The sequence below is a fragment of the Methylobacterium sp. E-041 genome, assembly GCF_022829665.1.
In the GTDB taxonomy this organism is placed as follows: domain Bacteria; phylum Pseudomonadota; class Alphaproteobacteria; order Rhizobiales; family Beijerinckiaceae; genus Methylobacterium.
Genome location: NZ_JAKSYQ010000121.1, coordinates 91,627 through 109,985, shown reverse-complemented (window position 1 = coordinate 109,985; position 18,359 = coordinate 91,627). Strand labels below are relative to the sequence as shown.

19 protein-coding genes are annotated in these 18,359 nt (G+C 73.5%); 10 read left to right on the top strand and 9 right to left on the bottom strand.

Going from position 1 to position 18,359, the window contains the following annotated elements:
• Positions 1-31: 31 nt before the first annotated feature.
• From MKK70_RS11385 to MKK70_RS11375, 3 genes are all read left to right on the top strand, one after another.
• Positions 32-1,279, top strand: a complete 1,248-nt coding sequence (locus tag MKK70_RS11385) for a divergent polysaccharide deacetylase family protein (protein ID WP_243947739.1) — start codon at positions 32-34, stop codon at positions 1,277-1,279.
• An 86-nt stretch (positions 1,280-1,365) separates the two neighbouring features.
• Positions 1,366-1,917 carry an RNA pyrophosphohydrolase gene (locus MKK70_RS11380; RefSeq protein ID WP_243947737.1) on the top strand — a complete coding sequence of 184 codons (552 nt, stop codon included), beginning with the start codon at positions 1,366-1,368 and terminating at the stop codon, positions 1,915-1,917.
• Between the two features lie 28 nt (positions 1,918-1,945).
• Positions 1,946-2,578 (top strand): DUF2939 domain-containing protein, encoded by a 633-nt coding sequence (locus MKK70_RS11375; protein WP_147728798.1) that lies wholly within the window; start codon positions 1,946-1,948, stop codon positions 2,576-2,578.
• Positions 2,579-2,956: 378 nt separating this feature from the next.
• On the opposite strand, the gene MKK70_RS11370 is transcribed toward MKK70_RS11375, so the two are convergent.
• From MKK70_RS11370 to MKK70_RS11360, 3 genes are all read right to left on the bottom strand, one after another.
• Positions 2,957-4,141, bottom strand: coding sequence for an acyl-CoA dehydrogenase family protein (locus MKK70_RS11370; protein WP_243947735.1), 1,185 nt, complete (start codon positions 4,139-4,141; stop codon positions 2,957-2,959).
• A gap of 165 nt (positions 4,142-4,306) precedes the next feature.
• On the bottom strand, positions 4,307-5,425 hold the full coding sequence (locus MKK70_RS11365) for a GNAT family N-acetyltransferase (RefSeq protein ID WP_243947733.1): 1,119 nt from the start codon (positions 5,423-5,425) through the stop codon (positions 4,307-4,309).
• 20 nt (positions 5,426-5,445) lie between these two features.
• Positions 5,446-6,879 carry a lipopolysaccharide biosynthesis protein gene (locus MKK70_RS11360; protein WP_243947731.1) on the bottom strand — a complete coding sequence of 478 codons (1,434 nt, stop codon included), beginning with the start codon at positions 6,877-6,879 and terminating at the stop codon, positions 5,446-5,448.
• Positions 6,880-7,327: 448 nt separating this feature from the next.
• On the opposite strand from MKK70_RS11360, the gene MKK70_RS11355 reads away from it, so the two are divergent.
• The 6 genes from MKK70_RS11355 (at position 7,328) to cysC (ending at position 11,107) form a co-directional block, all read left to right on the top strand.
• Positions 7,328-8,860 (top strand): DEAD/DEAH box helicase, encoded by a 1,533-nt coding sequence (locus MKK70_RS11355; RefSeq protein ID WP_243934838.1) that lies wholly within the window; start codon positions 7,328-7,330, stop codon positions 8,858-8,860.
• Positions 8,861-9,015: 155 nt separating this feature from the next.
• Entirely contained in the window at positions 9,016-9,201 is a 186-nt protein-coding gene (locus MKK70_RS11350; RefSeq protein WP_147844179.1) for a YegP family protein, read from the top strand.
• Positions 9,202-9,317: 116 nt separating this feature from the next.
• The gene (locus tag MKK70_RS11345) at positions 9,318-9,599 is read left to right on the top strand and encodes a hypothetical protein (protein ID WP_147729335.1); all 282 of its coding nucleotides are present in this window, start codon (positions 9,318-9,320) and stop codon (positions 9,597-9,599) included.
• A 161-nt stretch (positions 9,600-9,760) separates the two neighbouring features.
• On the top strand, positions 9,761-9,889 hold the full coding sequence (locus MKK70_RS30600; protein ID WP_279603601.1) for a hypothetical protein: 129 nt from the start codon (positions 9,761-9,763) through the stop codon (positions 9,887-9,889).
• Between the two features lie 85 nt (positions 9,890-9,974).
• Positions 9,975-10,400, top strand: coding sequence for an acyl-CoA thioesterase (locus MKK70_RS11340; RefSeq protein ID WP_243934840.1), 426 nt, complete (start codon positions 9,975-9,977; stop codon positions 10,398-10,400).
• Between the two features lie 98 nt (positions 10,401-10,498).
• Positions 10,499-11,107 (top strand): adenylyl-sulfate kinase, encoded by a 609-nt coding sequence (gene cysC / locus MKK70_RS11335; RefSeq protein WP_243947729.1) that lies wholly within the window; start codon positions 10,499-10,501, stop codon positions 11,105-11,107.
• Between the two features lie 31 nt (positions 11,108-11,138).
• On the opposite strand, the gene MKK70_RS11330 is transcribed toward cysC, so the two are convergent.
• Together MKK70_RS11330 and MKK70_RS11325 are read right to left on the bottom strand one after the other, a co-directional pair.
• A complete protein-coding gene (locus MKK70_RS11330) occupies positions 11,139-12,698 on the bottom strand; it encodes an ATP-binding protein (RefSeq protein WP_243947719.1) in 1,560 nt (519 codons plus the stop codon).
• Between the two features lie 119 nt (positions 12,699-12,817).
• Positions 12,818-13,279 carry a GNAT family N-acetyltransferase gene (locus tag MKK70_RS11325; RefSeq protein ID WP_243947717.1) on the bottom strand — a complete coding sequence of 154 codons (462 nt, stop codon included), beginning with the start codon at positions 13,277-13,279 and terminating at the stop codon, positions 12,818-12,820.
• A gap of 75 nt (positions 13,280-13,354) precedes the next feature.
• Between MKK70_RS11325 and MKK70_RS11320 the strand changes: the two genes are divergently transcribed.
• Positions 13,355-14,356 carry a P1 family peptidase gene (locus MKK70_RS11320; RefSeq protein WP_243947783.1) on the top strand — a complete coding sequence of 334 codons (1,002 nt, stop codon included), beginning with the start codon at positions 13,355-13,357 and terminating at the stop codon, positions 14,354-14,356.
• A 10-nt stretch (positions 14,357-14,366) separates the two neighbouring features.
• On the opposite strand, the gene MKK70_RS11315 is transcribed toward MKK70_RS11320, so the two are convergent.
• The 4 genes from MKK70_RS11315 to rarD form a co-directional block, all read right to left on the bottom strand.
• Entirely contained in the window at positions 14,367-14,645 is a 279-nt protein-coding gene (locus MKK70_RS11315) for a hypothetical protein (protein ID WP_243934846.1), read from the bottom strand.
• 13 nt (positions 14,646-14,658) lie between these two features.
• Positions 14,659-14,865 (bottom strand): hypothetical protein, encoded by a 207-nt coding sequence (locus MKK70_RS11310; protein WP_147727724.1) that lies wholly within the window; start codon positions 14,863-14,865, stop codon positions 14,659-14,661.
• A gap of 93 nt (positions 14,866-14,958) precedes the next feature.
• Complete coding sequence (locus MKK70_RS11305) at positions 14,959-17,325, bottom strand: response regulator (RefSeq protein ID WP_243947715.1); 2,367 nt, start codon at positions 17,323-17,325, stop codon at positions 14,959-14,961.
• Between the two features lie 50 nt (positions 17,326-17,375).
• On the bottom strand, positions 17,376-18,281 hold the full coding sequence (rarD, locus tag MKK70_RS11300) for an EamA family transporter RarD (protein ID WP_147727726.1): 906 nt from the start codon (positions 18,279-18,281) through the stop codon (positions 17,376-17,378).
• Positions 18,282-18,359: the final 78 nt, after the last annotated feature.

Below are 18,359 nucleotides of genomic sequence, written 5' to 3'. Positions count from 1 at the left end.
TCTCCGGCGGCCCCGCCAGTTCCGAGGGCCAGTGACCGACTCGTCCGACGATATCCTGACGCGTCCCCTCGGGGTCGACGTCCCCGCCCCCGGCCCGAAGGCCGCGCTGGCACGCCTGCGCGCGCGCCTCGCGACCCTCGGCCGGTCTCCGCGCGCCGTCGCGGCCGGTCTCGGCGGCCTCGGCCTGGCGGTGCTCGGCCTCGTGCTCCTGCTCGGCGACCCGAAGGCGGGCGAGCCGCGGGTCCAGGTCGCCATCGTCGTCCGCGAGACGATGGCCGCCGCCGGGCGTCCCCCGTCGCCGGAGGCCGCCGCCGCGAACGAGCCGGCGCCGGCATCGAAGCTCCAGAGCAGCGCCGTCGAGGTCGAGTCGGCCTCCGGCGTCACCGTGGTGCGGGCCGGCGGGTCGGCCGCGCCGGCCGAGGCGGTGGTGATCCGCGTGCCCCAGGCCGACGCGCCCAAGCTCGCGCCCGCCCCCGACCCGCGCCTGACCGAGCGTGGCCGCCACGGCGTCCTGCCCAAGCTCGGCGACGGCCGCATCCGCCCGCTCGACGTCTACGCACGCTCCGAGGAGCCCGGCAGCGGGCCGCGCATCGCGATCCTGCTCACCGGCCTCGGCGTCGGCCAGGCCGCCACCGCGAGCGCGATCGTCAAGCTGCCGCCCGCCGTCAGCCTCGCCTTCTCCCCCTACGGCGCCGATGCCGAGCGCAGCGCGGCGCGGGCCCGCGCCTTCGGCCACGAGATCCTGCTCCAAGCGCCGATGGAGCCGTTCGACTACCCCGACAGCGATCCCGGCCCGCAGGGCCTGCTCACCGCCGCCAAGGGATCCGAGAACGCCGACCGCCTCGCCTGGGTGATGAGCCGGTTCTCGGGCTATGTCGGCGTCACGAACTTCATGGGGGCCAAGTTCATGGCCGACGCGGTCGCGTTCGAGCCGGTCCTGCGCGACATCGCCACCCGCGGGCTCGGCTTCCTCGACGACGGCACCAACGCGCGCGGCGTGCCCGCGGACCTGCTCGGCAGGACCAAGGTGCCGGCGGCCCGCGCCGAGATCGTCCTCGACGCGGTGCCGCGCCCGGAGGCGATCGATCGCGAGCTCGCCCGGCTCGAAGCGCAGGCCCGCGCCAACGGCTTCGCCCTCGCCTCGGGCAGCGCCCAGCCGATGACGATCGAGCGGATCGCGCGCTGGAGCCGCGAGCTCGAGGGCCGCGGCATCCGCCTCGTGCCGGCGAGCGTGGCGCTCCGCGGCGCGAAGGCGGTGCGGGTGACGAAGGCGGACTGAGCCCGGCGGCTGCCGCGATCGGGCGCTGCCGATATCGTGTTTCCCGACGTTGCCGCGCCGGTTGGCCCTCCCTATGGTCGCGGCCGATGAAGAGCGACACCGAATCCCGCGATCCGGGCGAGAGCCTGCCCTATCGCCCCTGTGTCGGGGTCACCCTGATCAACCGCGCCGGGCTGGTCTTCGTCGGTCGCCGCAAGCCGGAGGCCGGCCCCGAGCACGTCGCGGGCGACCTCGCCTGGCAGATGCCGCAGGGCGGGATCGACGACGGCGAGGCGCCGCAGGCCGCAGCCCTGCGCGAGCTTCACGAGGAGACCAACGTCGGCGCGGCCTCGGTCCGGCTGCTCGCCGAGGCGCCGGATTGGCTGTCCTACGACTTGCCGCCCGATGTGCGAAAGCAGGCGTGGCGCGGTCGCTACCGCGGGCAGACGCAGCGCTGGTTCGCCTTCGGGTTCCTCGGGGACGACGACGCGATCGACGTCGAGCGTCCCGGCGGCGGTGCTCACAAGGCCGAGTTCGACGCGTGGCGCTGGGTGCCGTTCGCGGAGCTGCCGGAGCTGATCGTGCCGTTCAAGCGGCCGGTCTACGAGGGCGTCGTCGCGGCCTTCGCGCCGCTGCACGCGTGGTCGGTCGGCGCGTGAGCGCGGCGGCCGGGCGATAGGCTGGGCGATGCGCTGGTGGGTGTTTCCCCTCGTCGCGGTGCTCGGCTGGTTCGCCTTCACCCTGACGCCGCTCTGGACGCTCTACGACTTCGCGCGGGCGGTAAGGGCGCACGACGTCGCGTTCGTCCAGCAGCATGCCAACTTTCGCACGCTGCGGCTGTCGCTGGTCCGGCAGACCACCGCCGCCCTGCGCTCGGCGTCGGACAACGATCCGACCCTCGATGCCAAGGATCGCCAGCGCCTCAACGAGGCGGCGGTCGGCGTGGCGCTGGCGCTCGCGGAATCGATGGTGACGCCCGAGACCGTGCTCGACCTGCTCGACGACGGCTGGCCGCAGAGCCTCGACATCCCGCGTCCCGACGGGGTGAAGCCGTCCGGGCTCAGGCTGGATCGCATCGGGCGGGTGTTTCCGTTCTGGATCGCCTCGGAGATGCGCGGCTTCCGCACCGCCGTGATCGCGATCCCGCCGGACGCGCCGCGGGCGCAGCAGCTGCGGGTGCGCCTGCGCCTGCGCGGCTGGACCTGGCGGCTCGTCGACATCGAGGTCGCCGAGGCCCTGCGCGACCAGATGGCCCAGCGCCTCGGCCGGACCCTGGCCCGGGCCCGCGCCGGCGAGCGGGCACCGGCAGCCCAACCCTGAGGGTGAGCGGCAGCGCGCGGCGGGTTTCAGGTCACGCGCGAGCGTCGTCCCGCAAACGATTGCAGGGGCGAGAATGTCCCGAGCCGGCATTCATGGCAGCCACGCCCGATCGATCGCGGTCCGCGATGGCCGGCACCGCGCTGGGGGCCCTGCACCACCGCATCGTTGCGAAACGTCTCGCGGCCGATCCTCGACGAGGCCCCGGAACGCACCCCTGGACGCCCGGACGCCGACGGAGCCGTCGGCGTCGGCGAGTTCGATGTTGTCGTCCCCGCGCACAAAAGGGCGTCCGCCCGCCGCAAGCGCGTCCGGCAGGCCGCCTCGCCGACGGTCGCGCCTCGCACACGCGTGCGGGGGCGGGCGGTCGCCGTGCGGGCGTCAGGCCTTCGGCAGCATCCGGTCGCTGATGATGCGGCGCTGGATCTCGCTGGTGCCCTCGAAGATCGTCGTCAGCCGCGCGTCGCGCCAGTAGCGCTCGACCCGCCGCTCGGTGGTGTAGCCGTTGCCGCCGTGGAGCTGCATCGCCTGGTTGGTGATGCGCACCGCCATCTCGGTGGCCAGCAGCTTCACCATGGCGGACTCGCTCTCGGCCGCCTCGCCCTGGTCGAGGAGATGGGCGACCTGGCACCAGAAGGCGCGCGCCTGCGCCACCTCGGCCGCCATGTCGGCGAGCGCGAAGCGCAGCGCCTGGAAGTCGCCGATCGGGTGGCCGAACTGCACGCGCTCCTGAAGGTAGGCCTGGGTGTCCTCGACCGCCGCGCGCGCGACGCCGACGGCGCGGGCCGCGGTGTGGACGCGGGCGATGTTGAGGCCGCGCTGCACCGAGGCGAAGCCGCCGGAATCCGCGTCCGCGCCGCCGTCGCCGTAGAGGCCGGTGAGGCGGTCGCTCTCGGGGACGCGCACCCCCTCGAGCTCGAGCTGGAACGTCAGGAAGCCGTGATAGCCGATCTTGTCGATGACGTGCCCGGTCATGCCCTCGGGGAACTCACCCGGCGGCTTGACCACCAGGAACGGCTCGAGCCCGGCCGAGCGCGATTCGCCGGGCTCCGGATCGCGGGTCCGGGCCAGAACCTCGATGAAGTCGGCCGCGCGCGCGAAGCCCGCCCAGCGCTTGGTCCCGGTCAGCACCCAATGGTCGCCCTCGCGCACCGCCCGCGTCTGCACGCCGGCCAGGTCCGAGCCGGCTCCCGGCTCGGAGAGGGCGATGCCGCCGATCCATTCGCCCCGCGCCGACCGCGCCAGCAGGTCGGCGCGGCGGGCGTCGTCGAGCACCTGCGTGCCGAGCCCCTGCCCCCGCGCCAGGATGCTGCCGACCGAGAGCCACGCCCGCGCGAGTTCCTCCGAGACGAGGCAGTACTCGAACACCCCGAGCCCCATGCCGCCGTGCTCGGCCGGGATCGTCAGGCCGAACCAGCCCTTCTCGGCCATCGCGGCGATGAGCGAGCGCGGCATCTCGGCCTTCTGCGGGTCGAGCGCGTCGGCGAGCGGCATCACCACGTCGCGGGCGAAGGCGCGGGCCTCGGCCTGGAGCGCGACGCGCGCATCCGTGCGCCAGGGCGACATCAGCTCGGGCGGCTTCGGGGCGTGGCGATCCGGCTTCTCGGACGGATCGGCGGCGCGGGCGGCAGGGGCGTTGGAAATCGGATCCTCCCGGTCGAGCTTCGAGTCTCTTGCCGTGGCAAACTGGACCGCGTGACCCTGGAGGCAATGCGCCGCCGCCGCAACGCTCTAACGGGCCCGCCACTTGGCATAGCGCTCGCGGGCACGCTCCAGCGCGGCCGCGAGCGGGAAGAGCGGGTCGGGCGAGGCCTCGACCAACCGGTGCGCGATCGCCCGGCGCCCGGTCCAGAACATCTCGGCGAGGCGGTAGTCCGGGGCGGCGCAGGAATCGATCCGCGCGATCGCGCCGTCCCGCAGCGCGGCCTCGGTGAGGCGATGGACGAGCTGGACGCCCGGCGCGGCGGCGGCCTCCGCCTCGTCGTAGGAGATCTTCAGGACGAAATCCTCGTGACCGCTTCGCGGAAGGATCGCGGCGGCGAGCGTGCGGCGATCGCGGCGCAGGCGCAAGATCCGGATCCGGCCCTGGGCGCCGAACCCGGCGACCATCCCGCGCAGGAACGCAGCCTCGGCCGGGCGCCGGCCGAGGGCGGTCCCGGCCCGGCCCTTCCAGCCGGCGGTCTCGAGGGCGACGTAGTCGTCGAGCGCGTCGATCAGCGCGGCCGGATCGGCGATCGTCTCGAGCACCACCGCACCGCCGGCCTCCAGGCGCTCGCGCGCGAGCCGCAGCTTGCGCCGGCTCCTGCCGCTGACGTGGCCGAGATAGCCCGTGCGCGCCTCCGGCGTCAGGCCGGCGAGGTCGAGGGAGCCGCGGGCATGCGCCCAGTAGGCGGCATCGCGCCGCCCCGTCCGCGCCGCCAGCAGATCCGCGAAGCGGCCATCCGCCGGCGCGTTGAGCAGCAGCAGCCGCGGCGGCAGCCCGAGCGCCCTGGGCGCATCGAGCAGCCCGGCGAGGGCGCGGTCGGGCTCGGCGGCGTCGAGCAGCGGCACGCCCAAGGGGCAGAAGCCGTGCGTCCAGCCGATCAGGACCGGCAGCGGCAGGCCCCAGCGGATGCGCGAGATCCGGAACGGCCACAGGGCGAGCCATCGCGCGCCCGGCTCGTCCGGCGGGCGGTCGGCGACGATCAGGAGCCGAACGCCGTCGCCGAAGGCCCCGGCCGCCGGCAGCGCGTAGTCGGCCTCGTAGAACGGGTTGGCGACGCAGGCCTTCGCGCCGAGCGCGCGCCAGGCCGCGACGCCGGGCGCTGCCGGATCGAGCGGGCGCAGGGCGGCGTACAGCCCGCCCGGCATCCTGGCCGTCGCACCCGCCCTCATCCGGCGACCCGATGCAGGCGCTGCCGCACCACGCCGGCGATGCCGACCACGTCGTAGCGCCACGCGGCCGCGAGGAAGCCGAGGGCCAGCACGGCGAAGCGCAGGATCTGCGCCGGGGCGCCCTCCCCGCCCGGGAGCCAGGCGAGGGCCGCCGGGACGAGGCCGGTCGCCACGGCGATCGCCGCGATGCCGGCGATGTCGGCCAGCGGAAGCGGCATCGCCGGCAGGCCGGACCCGTGCCGGTTCGCCCCGAGGATGAACACGAGGCAGGCCGCGGCCTGACCCGCCGCGAAGGCGATCGCCGCGCCGGCGACGCCGAGATGCGGGATCAGCGCCAGCGAGAGCACGCTCACCGTCACCAGGGTCGCCGTCGAGGCCACGGCCTCGAGGCGGCTCGACTGCGTGAAGTAGATGATCTGCCCGAAATAGTAGGCGCGGAACATCATCAGCACGCTGGCCAGGATCAGCACCGGGGCCAGCGCCCGCGCCTGGTCGCGATAGTCCGGCCCGAGCAGGACCGAGACGACGACCCCGTCGAAGTTGAGGTAGAACGCGGCGCCGAAGGCCGCGACCAGCGCCATCGCGCGGGCGGCGTCGCACAGCACCGCGGTCGCCGCCGGCATCCCCCCGGAGCGCGCCTCGCGCTTGGCGATCGAGATCAGCGAGAGGGCCAGCGCCTCGCCGAACACGACGAAGCTCTGCTTCAGGAAGTCGGCGATCGCGCCGTAGGCGCCGAGATGCTCCGGTCCGACGGTCTTCACGATGATCAGCCGGTCGACCACCTGGGCCAGAGCCGCGATGCCGAAGGACAGCACCAGCGGCCAGCCGTAGGCGATGAGGCGCAGCGCCTCCGCCCGGCTGCCGCGGCCCGGCATCAGCGGGACCACCGTCGCGGCGGCCGGGATCGACGACAGCGCGTAGGCGGTCGCCACGGCCAGCGCGAGATGGACGGCGTCGCCCGACACCATCAGCACCGCGCTGCCGAGGCCGAGGATCAGGATTCCGCGCAGGACGACCGACATCGCCACCGCGACGGCCTGCAGCCGTGTGCGCGCGATCTCGGTGGCGCCCTCGAACAGGGTCGTGCCGAAGGCGAGTGCGACGATCGCCGCCGCGATCCGCGGCGACACGACGTGGAGCGCCACCGCGAGCGCGCTTCCGATCGCCGCCAGCGCCAGCGTGCACAGCAGGATGCGCAGGACCGTGCCGACCTGCGCGCCCTCGCTCGCCTCGTCGTACAGCGCGAAGAACGCGAATTTCGGCCATTGGCAGGTGGCTCCGTAGAGCACCAGCGACCAGGACAGGATGTAGAGGTAGGTGCCGTAGCTCTCCGGCGGCGCGAGACGCGTGAACACCGCGACCGAACCGAGGTTGATCGCTGCGGCGAAGCCGCGGGAGCCGACGTAGATCGCGGTGTGGTGGGCGATCATCCGCGACCGCCGGGCGGCCGGACGGCCCGGTGCCTCCGGAACGGGACCGATCCGCTCCGGTGCGGGATGGCTCGGGCGAGCGGGCGGGCGGGGAGACGGGACGGCATCGGCGGACGCTGCACCGGCCGTGGCGCCGCGTCCATCCCGCAATGCGGCGACGGTTGACCGGCCGTTGACTTCGCAACCGCGAAGGCGCATAGCCCGAGGGCAGCGTCAGCGGCCGACAGACGGGTCCGCTTGAGAGGGCTGCGTGACGGATACGAGGGACGGCGCGGATCGCGCCTCTCCGAATGTCCGGCCCCTCTCTTCATAACGTGCATGCACCCGGGCCGCCCCATCACGCGGGCAGCCTCCTGCTCTACGGATCGCACCTCTCTCCGTACTTGGCGGCGCCGCTCGACACGAGCCGGGCCCGCGCTCGCGATCCGGCTGCCTGAGAAGTAACACCTTGACCCAGTTCACCGATTTCGGCCTCGCCCAGCCCGTGCTGAAGGCGCTCGAAGAGGCCGGCTACCACACCCCCACCCCGATCCAGTCGCAGGCGATCCGCCCAGCGATGGAAGGCCGCGACCTCTGCGGCATCGCCCAGACCGGCACCGGCAAGACCGCCGCCTTCGCCCTGCCGATCCTGCACCGCCTGAGCCTCGAGAAGCGCCATGCGCCGCGTCGCGGCTGCCGGGTGCTGGTGCTCTCGCCGACCCGCGAGCTCGCCAACCAGATCGCCGAGAGCTTCTCCGATTACGGCCGGCACCTGCCGCTGACCAACACCGTCGTGTTCGGCGGCGTCACCATCGGCCGCCAGGAGCGGGCGCTGGCGCCGGGCGTCGACATCCTCGTCGCCACCCCGGGCCGGCTGATCGACCTCGTCGACCGCCGCTCGCTGACGCTGGAAGGCGTCGAGATCCTCGTCCTCGACGAGGCCGACCAGATGCTCGACCTCGGCTTCATCCATGCGCTCAAGCGCATCGTGAAGATGCTGCCGGCCAAGCGCCAGAGCCTGTTCTTCTCGGCGACCATGCCGAAGAACATCGCCGGCCTCGCCGACCAGTACCTGCGCGATCCGGTCCAGGTCGCCGTCACGCCGGTGGCCACCACCGCCGAGCGCGTCGAGCAGCAGGTGATCTTCGCCCATACCGGCGCCAAGCAGGCGCTGCTCGCCCACATCCTGCGCGATCCGAAGATCGAGCGCGTGCTGGTCTTCACCCGGACCAAGCACGGCGCCGACCGCGTCGTGCGGGGCCTCGAGAAGGTCGGCACCGCGGCCTCCGCCATCCACGGCAACAAGTCCCAGCCGCAGCGCGAGCGCGCGCTGGCCGCCTTCAAGGACGGGCAGTGCCGCGTGCTGGTGGCGACCGACATCGCCGCGCGCGGCATTGACGTCGAGGCGGTGAGCCACGTCGTCAACTTCGACCTGCCGAACGTGCCCGAGAGCTACGTCCACCGCATCGGCCGCACCGCGCGCGCCGGCGCGGACGGGCTCGCGATCTCGTTCTGCAACGACGAGGAGAAGGCGTACCTGCGCGACATCGAGCGCATCACCCGCCAGCGCATCCCCGTCGCCCCCTTCCCCGAGGGCTTCACCCCGCCTTCGCGCCAGGAGGCGGCCGAGATCGCCCAGGCCGAGGAGCGCCGTCCCGACACCCGCGGCCAGCGCCCCGGCGGCGGCCGTCCGGGCCAGCGTCCCGGTGGCCGGCCGGGCCAGGCGCCCGGCGGTCGTCCCGGCCAGGGCCGCCCGTTCGGCGGCGGCAACCGCACCGCCGAGGCCGGCCGCGGCCCGGGTCGTCCCGACGGCGCCCGCCAGCCCGACACCCGCAACGCCCGCCCGCAGGGCGAGCGCCCGAGCAACGGCCCGCGCCCCGAGCGCGCCGCCGGCGATCGTCCGCGCCAGCCCGCCAACAACCGTCCGCGCAGCGGCGGCGGCGGCAACGGCGGCGGCGAGGGCCGTGCCATCGGCTGGCTCGACCGCAGCCCGCGCTCCTGAGCCAGCTCGCTCCCTGACCTGATCGAGAAGGCCGCCCCGGATGCCCGGGGCGGCCTTCTGCTTTTCCGTATCCGGTGTCCTGCCGCCGGCGCGGGAGCATTGCCGGCGGTGGTCCCGCGCCCCATCTCGACGGCATCGAGACAGGAGCAGCCCCGATGCGATTCGAGATCTACCGCGATGCGCCGGGCCATTGGCGCTGGCGCCTGCGGGCGCAGAACGGCAACGTCGTCGCCGATTCGGGCGAGGGCTACGTTCGCCGCGAGGATTGCGAGCACGGCATCGCGCTGGTCCGTCAGAGCGAGACCGCGAAGGTCATCGACATGACGACGCAGATCGCCTGATCACAACCGAAAGTCGGCTTTCGCGACGAAACGCTTTTCGCGGTTCGTGCGTTTCGACGGCTCGGGCTCAAGCCCCGCTCGTACGTCTCCCATCCACGAAAGAGTTGAGATCCGCGATGAGGAAATTCCTGCTGGCCGCCCTGCTCGTCCTGGGCTTCGCGGCCGCCGCCCCGCAGGGCGCGTCCGCCGCCCCGGTCGGCCCCGGCCTCGCCCTTCAGACGGAAGCCGCCCCCGCGGTCGCCGAGAAGGCCCAGTACTTCTACCGCCGCCGGTTCGGGCCGCGTCCGTTCTACCGCCGCCCGTATTACGGCCGCCGCTTCTACGGCCCGCGTCCGTTCTACCGTCGTCCGTATTACGGCCGCCGCTTCTACGGCCCGCGTCGTCGGTTCTTCTACTGATCGCACGGCGAGCCTGCGTCGAAGTCTGAACCCGGCGGCCCTTGGGGCCGTCGGGTTTTTTCATGACTTGGGCAAACGGGCTGCGTTCGCGCGCGATCCGGTGTAGGGTCTCGCGTTCGGGACGGCCGGCATCAGATCGGTCCGCCCGGGAGGAACGCCCCATGGACGATATCGCGACGCGCGAGGTGGTCGTGCGCGACCTCTGGCAATCGATCCCGCTCGAATGCCTGGTCTGCGCCGCCGCCGTCTTCCTGGCGGCCGGCCTGAAACTCGCCGGCCTGATGCCCTGACCCCTTTCGACATCGCGGCGTTCGCGCATAATCGGCGCCGCGCCCCGAGAGCGTCGGTGCGCTTCGCGCCAAGGAACAGGACCGCATGGACCGGGACAGCGCCGAGGAACCGCAGGGCGATCTGACGGTGCGCACCATCGCGATGCCGGCCGACACCAACGCCAACGGCGACATCTTCGGCGGCTGGGTGCTGTCGCAGATGGACCAGGCCGGCGGCATCGCCGGGGTCGACCGGGCCGAGGGCCGCGTGGTCACCGTGGCCCTGGACGCCATGACCTTCATCCGCCCGGTGCGGATCGGCGACGTGCTCTGCGTCTACACCCGGATCGGGCATGTCGGGCGCACCTCGATGAAGATCGAGGTCGAGGCCTGGGCGCGGCGCTTCCGGACGCAGGTGCGCGAGAAGGTGACGTCGGCGACCTTCACCTTCGTCGCGATCGACGACGAGGGTCGGCCGAGGGCGATCCCCAAGGCCGCCCCGGTGGCGGAGCCATCGTTCACGCGAGCGTGATCGACGGGTTCCGTTCCGACGCGGTTCCGGCTAGGCATCGCGCGAGCGGATCCCCGAGGGGGCGGGGGGATGCGAGAGCTGGCCCGAGGATTGTGCCGTTGCCCGACCCGTCGCACCGCGCCGACAACCTGACCTGGCAGACCCTTCAGCCCCGCGAGACGCGCTGGCGCAGCCTGAGCCAGCGCCCGGCCATCGCCTGGTTCACCGGGCTGTCGGGGGCGGGCAAGTCGAGCATCGCCAACGCCGTCGACCGCTCGCTCACCGAGGCGGGGCGGCACGCCATGGTGCTCGACGGCGACAACCTGCGCCACGGCCTCAACCGGGACCTCGGGTTCACCGCGGCCGACCGCGCCGAGAACATCCGGCGGGCGGCCGAGACCGCGCGCCTGATGGCGGAGGCGGGACTGGTGGTGATCGTGTCGCTGATCTCGCCGTTCCGCGCCGAGCGCGCGACGGCGCGGCAGATCGCGGGCGACATCCCGTTCCTGGAGGTCTTCATCGACACCTCACTGGCGGTGTGCGAGGCGCGCGACCCGAAGGGCCTGTACGACAGGGCGCGGGCCGGCGCGATCCCGAACTTCACGGGGATCTCGGCGCCCTACGAGGCGCCGCTCGACCCCGACATGACCTTGGTCACCGACGGGCTGAGCGTCGCGGAGTCGTCGAGGACCCTGATCGCGGAGCTGATGCGGCTCAGCGCAGGCTGACCCCAAGCGTCTCGCGTTCGCGGCAAAACCCTCACTCCGCCGCGAACAGCCCCCAGCTAGCCCCGGGATCGGGGGCGTCCGCCGCCGCCGGCTCGGCGACGTCCGCCTTCGGGTCGCCCGGTGCGGTCTCGCAGCCGAGCGCCGGCAGGGCGATGATGCGATTCTTCGAGAAGTCCACGCGGCCGACGATGGCGTTGCGGCTTTCCATGTAGCCGAGCAGGCGCCGGGCGCGGCCGGGCGAGCGGCTGCCGATGGCCCGGGCCAGCGCAGCATCGCCGGGACAGGGCTCGCCCGCGAGCGCCGCCCGCGCCAGCAGCAGGAACAGGCCCTGGACCTCCTCCGGCATCCCGGCGGCGGCCTCCTGCGCCTGCGTCCAGCGTTCGTCCCCGTCGGTCGCGGCGGGCGCCGCATCGATCCCGGCCCGTGCCACGCTCAGGGAGCGGCGGAAGGCCTGGAGCCCGACGCGCTCGCCGTCGAGGCCGCGCATCCGGCAGCGGACCAGGAAGTCCTGGTAGACCACGGCGACGGACTGGCGCCCGGCCTCGGGCTCGGCGACCAGCCCGCGCAGGATCGCCTCGCAGCCGGCCCGGTTCTCGGCCTCGTCGAGCACGGGCGGGGCGGCGGCCGGCTCCGGACGGTGGGCAGCGAGCTCCCGCATCAGGTCGGCGGGGCTGACGCGCGGCGTCGCCGGCGCCCGCGACGCCCGCGTCGGGTAGGCGAAGCCGGCTTCGGCCGGCGCCAGGATCTGGGCGCGCAGGTCCGCGTCCGCCGCCTGCGGCAGCGGGATCAGGGTCGGCGAGGCCGCGCGCGACGAGGTGGTGACCGGACCGATGCGGAGGGCCAGCGGACGGCGGCTCAGCGCCGGCCCGAGCGCCACGAACTCGCCCCGCGCCAGGTCGCGGAAACGCTCCGCGCCGCGCCGGTCGAGGCCGAGCAGGTCGGCGGCCCGCGCCATGTCGATGTCGAGGAAGGTGCGCCCCATCAGGAAGTTGGTGGCCTCGGCCGCGACGTTCTTGGCGAGCTTGGCCAGCCGCTGCGTCGCGATGATGCCGGCCAAGCCCCGCTTGCGCCCGCGGCACATCAGGTTGGTCATCGCACCGAGCGCGATCTTGCGGGCCTCGTCGGAGACGTCGCCGGCGGCGGCCGGCGCGAAGATCTGTGCCTCGTCGACCACGACGAGGCAGGGATACCAATGCGCCCGCTCGGCCTCGAACAGCCCGCCGAGGAAGGCGGCGGCGGCGCGCATCTGCGCCTCCATGTCGAGGCTCTCGAGGTCGAGCACCACCGAGACGCGGTGCCCGCGCACCCGCGCGGCGATCGCCTGCAGGTCGCCCTCCCCGTGGCTTCCGTCCACCACGAGGTGGCCGTGCGCCTCGGCGAGAGTGACGAAGTCGCCTTCGGGGTCGATCACCACCTGCTGCACGTGGCCGGCGCTCTGCTCCAGCAGGCGGCGCAGCAGGTGCGACTTGCCCGAGCCGGAATTGCCCTGGACGAGCAGGCGCGTCGCGAGCAGCTCCTCCAGGTCGAGGCGGGCCGGCTGGCCGATGCCCTGCCCGTCGAGCCCGAGCCCCATCTCGATGCCGAACGCCATCGTCGCTCCGGTTGCACGCCGCGGGAAATCCCGAGCCTCCCGTTAACACGCGAGCACCCTTCGCGATGCGTCCGGCGCGCCGCGCGTCCACAGGCGCGGGGTCGCGGTGCACGACGGGTTCAGAGCGACTTGCGGTAGACCACGAAGCCCGAGCGGTCGCCGACCTGATCGTAGAGCCGCATCGCCGTCGCGTTGGTCTCGTGCGTCTGCCAGTAGACCCGGGGCGATCCGGCGCGGCGCGCCGCAACGTAGACGGCCTCGATCAGCGCGCGGCCGACGCCCCGCCCGCGGGCGTCGGCCGTCGTGAACAGGTCCTGCAGGTAGCAGAACGGCGCGGTGGCCGTGGTGGTGCGGTGGTAGAGGTAGTGCGTCAGGCCGATCAGCCGGCCCTCGCGTTCGGCCACCAGCGCGTGCATCGGCTCGTAGGCGTCGAAGAACCGCTCCCAGTTCGCCTGCGTCACCGCGGGCGGGATCGCCGCCGGGCCGACGCGCTCGTAGAACAGGTTGTAGCCCTCCCAGAGCGGGAGCCACTGCGCGTGGTCGGCGCGGGCGACGGGGCGGATGAGGACGTCCTGGGGCATCGTCGCGATCCTGCACCCGCCCGCATCGCCGCTCAAGCCGTGCGGCCCGCGCGCGATCGTGGCATGCTGCCATCCATGCGGAACGCCATCACCGACATCGCCGGCATCCGGGTCGGCCACGCCGCGGACGCACGGGTCGCCAGCGGCGTCACCGCGCTGGTGTTCGACCGGCCGGTCACGGCGGCGGTGGACGTCCGCGGCGGCGGGCCGGGCACCCGCGAGACCGATTTGCTCGACCCCGAGCGCACCGTCGAGGGCATCGACGCGCTGGTGCTGTCGGGCGGCTCAGCCTTCGGGCTGGACGCCGCCGCGGGGGTCGTGGCGTGGCTCGCCGAGAACGGGCGCGGCTTTCCCGTCGGCGGGATGCGGGTGCCGATCGTGCCGGGCGCGATCCTGTTCGACCTGCTCAACGGCGGCGACAAGGCGTGGGGCCGCTATCCGCCCTATCGCGAGCTCGGGTTCCTGGCGGCCCAAGCGGCTTCGGAGGACGTGGCGCTCGGCTCGGTCGGGGCCGGCACCGGCGCGCGCACGGCCAACCTCAAGGGCGGGATCGGCTCGGCCTCGGCCGACGTTCCGGGCACCGGCTTCCGGGTCGGCGCGCTCGCGGCGGTCAACGCCTTCGGCCGGGTGACGGTCGGCGACGGCCCGCATTTCTGGGCGGCGCCGTTCGAGCGGGCGGCGGAGTTCGGCGGCCTCGGCTGGCCCGGCGCGATGCCGGACGACGCCCTCGCCTTTCCCGTCCGCGGCCTGCCCGGCGCCGCGACGACGCTGGCGGTGGTCGCCACCGACGCGGCGCTGACCAAGGCGCAGTGCCGGCGCCTCGCGGTGGCGGCGCAGGTCGGCCTCGCGCGGGCAATCCAGCCGGTGCACACGCCCCTCGACGGCGACGTGGTGTTCTCCGTCGCGACGGGGGCGGTGGCGCCGGCGGACCCGATCGGCGACCTGGCGCGCCTCGGCGACATGGCGGCCCAGGTGCTGGCCCGTGCCGTCGCGATCGGGGTGTACGTGGCGGCGTCCTTGCCCGGAGCGCACCGCCTTCCGCCGGCCTGGCGCGACCGGTTCGGATCGGGCGCGTAGGGCGGCGGGCTTAGGCCTCGTCGCGGGCGTCCTGCAGCAACTGCGCGAGGCCGGCATCCACCTCCGCTCCGAGCATCGCGCGCTCGGCATCAGTGAGGTCGCGCGCCCATTTCGGGCCGGCGAACCCGGTCGCGCACTTGTCGCGCTCGGCGGCGATGTAGGCTTCGACCTCGGCCGGACGGGTCCGCATCGCGTGGACCATCCCGAACCAGGCCGCACGCTCGACCACCGCGAGGCGGGCCCGCAGCCGGATCATCACCGCACGCTCGGGATCGACGTCGTCGCTCATCGGGGCGGGATCCTCAGCGGCGCGGCTCGCAGCGTGTCTTCACGTAGCTGTCCTTGCCGTTGCCGAGGCCGGCATTGGCGGCCAGCACCGGGCCCTGGATCAGGCATTCCTGCAGGGTGTGGGCCGGGCCCGTCACCACGTCGAGGGCGTTGTCCCGGCTGCAATCCTGGACCTGGACCGACGAGGCGCAGATCAGGGCGACGACGACGATGGGATTCATGGGCGCGCTCCAAGGCCCCGCCGCGACGGGCGCGTGCCGGGAGTGCAAAGGGGCGGGCCGGCGGAAGGTTCCGCCGGTGCGCCGATCCGCGCGCTAGCGCTCCCGCGCGGCGAGCGCGTCGAGGAGCCCCTGCATGCTCTTCGGCACCGGCGCGGAGACCTCGCGCGCGTAAAGCACGCGCAACTGCCGGCCGATCTCAGCGAGGCTCAAGGACCCCTTCTCGATCACCCGGTCCGCCTGGGCCTGGAGGCTCCTGCGCTCGGCGTCGGTGATCTCCTTGGCGGTCAGCACCACCACCGGCACGTCGCCGTCGGGCCGCGCCCGCAGCGCACGCAGGAACCCGAACCCGTCCATCTCCGGCATCATCAGGTCGAGCAGGATCAGGTTCGGGCGCTGCGCCTCGAAATGCTCCAGCGCCGCCCGGCCGTTCTCGGCCTCGTCGACGCTCCAGCCGTCGCGCGCGAGCGTCCGGCGCAGGCGCTCGCGGGCGTCCGCGTCGTCGTCGACGACGAGGACGCGGGCCTCGACGCCCTCCGGCCGGTAGCGGTCCATCAGGCCCTTGAGCCGGTCCCAGTCGATCGGCTTGACGAAGTAGTCGGTGGCGCCGAGCGCCTGGCCGAGGCCCTGCTCGGCCACCACCGAGGTCATGATCACTGGGATGCCGGCGAGCTCCGGGTCGTTGCGCACGGCGTGCAGCACCGCCCAGCCGTCCATGCGCGGCATCTCGACGTCGAGCAGGATCGCGCGCGGCTTCAAGGCCCGCGCCAGCGTCAGCCCTGCGCGGCCGTCGTTCGCGGTGCGGACGCGGAAGCCCTCGCGTTCGAGGAAGCGCTGCAGCAGCTCGCGCGCAGCCGGGTCGTCGTCGACGAGCAGCACCGCGTCGTGCTCCTCGTGCGCGTGCACCGGCGCGGGCACGGCGAGCTCGGCCGCGACCTGCCCCTCGTCCTCGACCGCCAGGATCGCCGGCAGCCGCAGGGTGAAGGTCGAGCCCTGCCCGGGCACGCTGGTCACCCCGATGTCGCCGCCCATGGTGCGGCAGGAGGCGCGGGTGATGGCGAGGCCGAGGCCGGTGCCACCGAACTGCCGCGTGGTCGATTCGTCGGCCTGGGCGAAGCGCTCGAACAGCCGGCCGATCTGCTCCTCGGTGAGCCCGATCCCGGTATCGGCCACCGAGAAGCCGAACCAGTCGGCGCCGGCCTCGCGCTGGCGCTCGACCTTCAGGGTGATCGTGCCGTTCTCGGTGAACTTGGCCGCGTTGCCGATCAGGTTGAGCAGGCACTGGCGGATCTTGGTCTGGTCCTGGTGCATCGCGCCGAGGTCGTCGGCGAGGTCGAGGACGAAGCGGTTGCCCTTCTTCTCGACGAGCGAGCCGGTGGCGTCGGAGACGTCCGAGATCAGGTCGGCGACGGTGAAGTGCTCGGCCGAGGCGGTCATGCGCCCGGCCTCGATCTTGGAAATGTCGAGCACGTCGTTGATGAGCGAGAGCAGGTGGCGGGCCGCCGCCTCGATCTTGCGCAGGTCGGGCAGCAGGGCGGCCTGCCCGATATCCTCGAGCTCCTCCCCGAGCATCTCCGAGTAGCCGATCACCGCCGAGAGCGGCGTGCGCAGCTCGTGGCTCATGTTGGCGATGAACTGGCTCTTGGCGAGGTTGGCGGCCTCCGCGGCCTGCCGCGCCCGCTCGACCTCGGCCTCGGCCTCCTTCCGGTCGGTGATGTCGGTGTTGGAGCCGACCCATTCGCGCAAGGAGCCGTCGGCGGCGAGCACCGGCACGCCGCGCACCTCCATGTCGCGCCACTGCCCGTCGTGCCGGCGCAGGCGGTAGTCGACGGCGTAGGGCGTGCGCGCCTCGATGCAGCCGACCCAGACCTCGGCGGCATGCGCCCGGTCGTCGGGATGGACCGCGTCGATCCAGCCCCAGCCCTGGAAGGCCTCCTCGGACTGGCCGGTATAGGCGCTCCAGCGCGGCTGCGGCGGCAGCAGGGCGCCGGCGGCGTCGGTGTTCCAGATCACGGCCGTGGAGGCGTCGACGAGCGCCCGGAACCGCTCCTCGGATTGCAGCAGCCGGTCCTCGGCTTCCTGCTTGTGGGTGATGTCGGTGTTGGTGCCGTACCAGCGCAGGATCCGGCCCGCCGCGTCCCGATGCGGCATCGCCTGCGACAGGAACCAACGGAAGGTGCCGTCCTTGCCCCGCAGCGGGAAGGTGTCCTCCCAGGCGTCGCCGCCGGCGATCGCCGCCTTGAAGCGCTCCGTCACCGCCTCGACGTGGTCGGGATGGTGGACGTCGCGCCAGCCCCAGCCGCGCATCGTCGCGAGGGTCGTGCCGGTGTAGTCGTACCAGCGGCGGTTGTACCAGATGATGTCGCCGGTCGCGGTGGCGATCCAGGCGAGCTGCGGCAGCGCCTCGGCGAGGTTCTCGTAGTCGGCCTGCGTGACCGTGGCAGGCTCGCTGGGATCACTCATCGCAACACTCGGACTGGCTTCCCGCGGCGGATGCCGGGCACGAAGCGGCCTTATACACGCATCGCGCCCGGGTTCGGCGCGGCGGTTTCGCCCGGCACGCCATGCGCTCGCGCCGCCCGGCCGGCGCGGAGAAGGTCGAAGGCGTAGAGCGCCAGCGCCAGCCAGATCAGCCCGAACATCGGGATCGCGTGCGGCGCCACGTGCTCGCCATAGGCGAGGACGCTCAAGGCCAGCAGGCAGGTCGGGGCGATGTACTGCATCAGGCCGAGCGTCGCGAGGCGCAGGCGGTCTGCGGCCGCCGCGAACCAGATCAGCGGCAGGGCCGTCGTCACCCCCGTCAGCGCCAGCAGGGCGAAGTCCCGCGGATCGGGCGGCAGGGCCGGCTCGGGCGACAGCAGCACCCAGACGAAGGCCGCCGGCGTCAGGATCAGCGTCTCGGCGAGGAACCCGACCGCCGGGTCGACCCCGACCACCTTCCGCACCAGGCCGTAGAGGGCGAAGCTCATCGCGAGCTCGAGCGCCACCAGCGGCAACGTGCCGGCCAGCACAACGGCGATGGCGACCCCGGCCGCGGCGATGCCGACGGCGACCCGCTGCAGCGGGCGCAGGCGCTCGCGCAGGACCACGGCGCCGAGCGCCACGCTGACCAGCGGGTTGATGTAGTAGCCGAGGCTCGCATCGAGCAGGTGGCCGCTGTTCACCGCCTGCAGGTACAGCAGCCAGTTCACGCCGATCAGCCCGGCCGAGACGAAGAGCAGCGCGTGCCGGGGCCGCAACGGGAACGGGGTGCGCACCCGGTTGCGCCACAGCAGCACCAGCGCGACCGCGAACAGGCACGACCACAGGATGCGCACCGCCAGGATGTGGCTCGGGGAGAAGCCCGAGAGCAGCCGGAAATGCACCGGGACGACGAGGCCCCAGCTCAGATAGGCGCCGAGCGCGTAGACGAGGCCCACGGTGTCCGTCCCGATCGCGTCCGCCGGCATCCGGCGCGGAGAAGTCCTGGCGATCTAGCCCGCGCCGGCCGCTTCGGT

What these genes read in the sequence shown, in the direction of transcription:
- MKK70_RS11380 (WP_243947737.1), top strand. Translation starts at nt 1,366, where the DNA reads ATGAAGAGCGACACCGAATCCCGCGATCCGGGCGAGAGCCTGCCCTAT.
- MKK70_RS11375 (WP_147728798.1), top strand. Translation starts at nt 1,946, where the DNA reads ATGCGCTGGTGGGTGTTTCCCCTCGTCGCGGTGCTCGGCTGGTTCGCC.
- MKK70_RS11370 (WP_243947735.1), bottom strand. Translation starts at nt 4,141, where the DNA reads ATGTCGCCCTGGCGCACGGATGCGCGCGTCGCGCTCCAGGCCGAGGCC.
- MKK70_RS11365 (WP_243947733.1), bottom strand. Translation starts at nt 5,425, where the DNA reads ATGCCGGGCGGGCTGTACGCCGCCCTGCGCCCGCTCGATCCGGCAGCG.
- MKK70_RS11360 (WP_243947731.1), bottom strand. Translation starts at nt 6,879, where the DNA reads ATGATCGCCCACCACACCGCGATCTACGTCGGCTCCCGCGGCTTCGCC.
- MKK70_RS11350 (WP_147844179.1), top strand. Translation starts at nt 9,016, where the DNA reads ATGCGATTCGAGATCTACCGCGATGCGCCGGGCCATTGGCGCTGGCGC.
- MKK70_RS11345 (WP_147729335.1), top strand. Translation starts at nt 9,318, where the DNA reads ATGAGGAAATTCCTGCTGGCCGCCCTGCTCGTCCTGGGCTTCGCGGCC.
- MKK70_RS30600 (WP_279603601.1), top strand. Translation starts at nt 9,761, where the DNA reads ATGGACGATATCGCGACGCGCGAGGTGGTCGTGCGCGACCTCTGGCAA.
- MKK70_RS11340 (WP_243934840.1), top strand. Translation starts at nt 9,975, where the DNA reads ATGGACCGGGACAGCGCCGAGGAACCGCAGGGCGATCTGACGGTGCGC.
- MKK70_RS11330 (WP_243947719.1), bottom strand. Translation starts at nt 12,698, where the DNA reads ATGGCGTTCGGCATCGAGATGGGGCTCGGGCTCGACGGGCAGGGCATC.
- MKK70_RS11325 (WP_243947717.1), bottom strand. Translation starts at nt 13,279, where the DNA reads ATGCCCCAGGACGTCCTCATCCGCCCCGTCGCCCGCGCCGACCACGCG.
- MKK70_RS11320 (WP_243947783.1), top strand. Translation starts at nt 13,355, where the DNA reads ATGCGGAACGCCATCACCGACATCGCCGGCATCCGGGTCGGCCACGCC.
- MKK70_RS11315 (WP_243934846.1), bottom strand. Translation starts at nt 14,645, where the DNA reads ATGAGCGACGACGTCGATCCCGAGCGTGCGGTGATGATCCGGCTGCGG.
- MKK70_RS11310 (WP_147727724.1), bottom strand. Translation starts at nt 14,865, where the DNA reads ATGAATCCCATCGTCGTCGTCGCCCTGATCTGCGCCTCGTCGGTCCAG.
- MKK70_RS11305 (WP_243947715.1), bottom strand. Translation starts at nt 17,325, where the DNA reads ATGAGTGATCCCAGCGAGCCTGCCACGGTCACGCAGGCCGACTACGAG.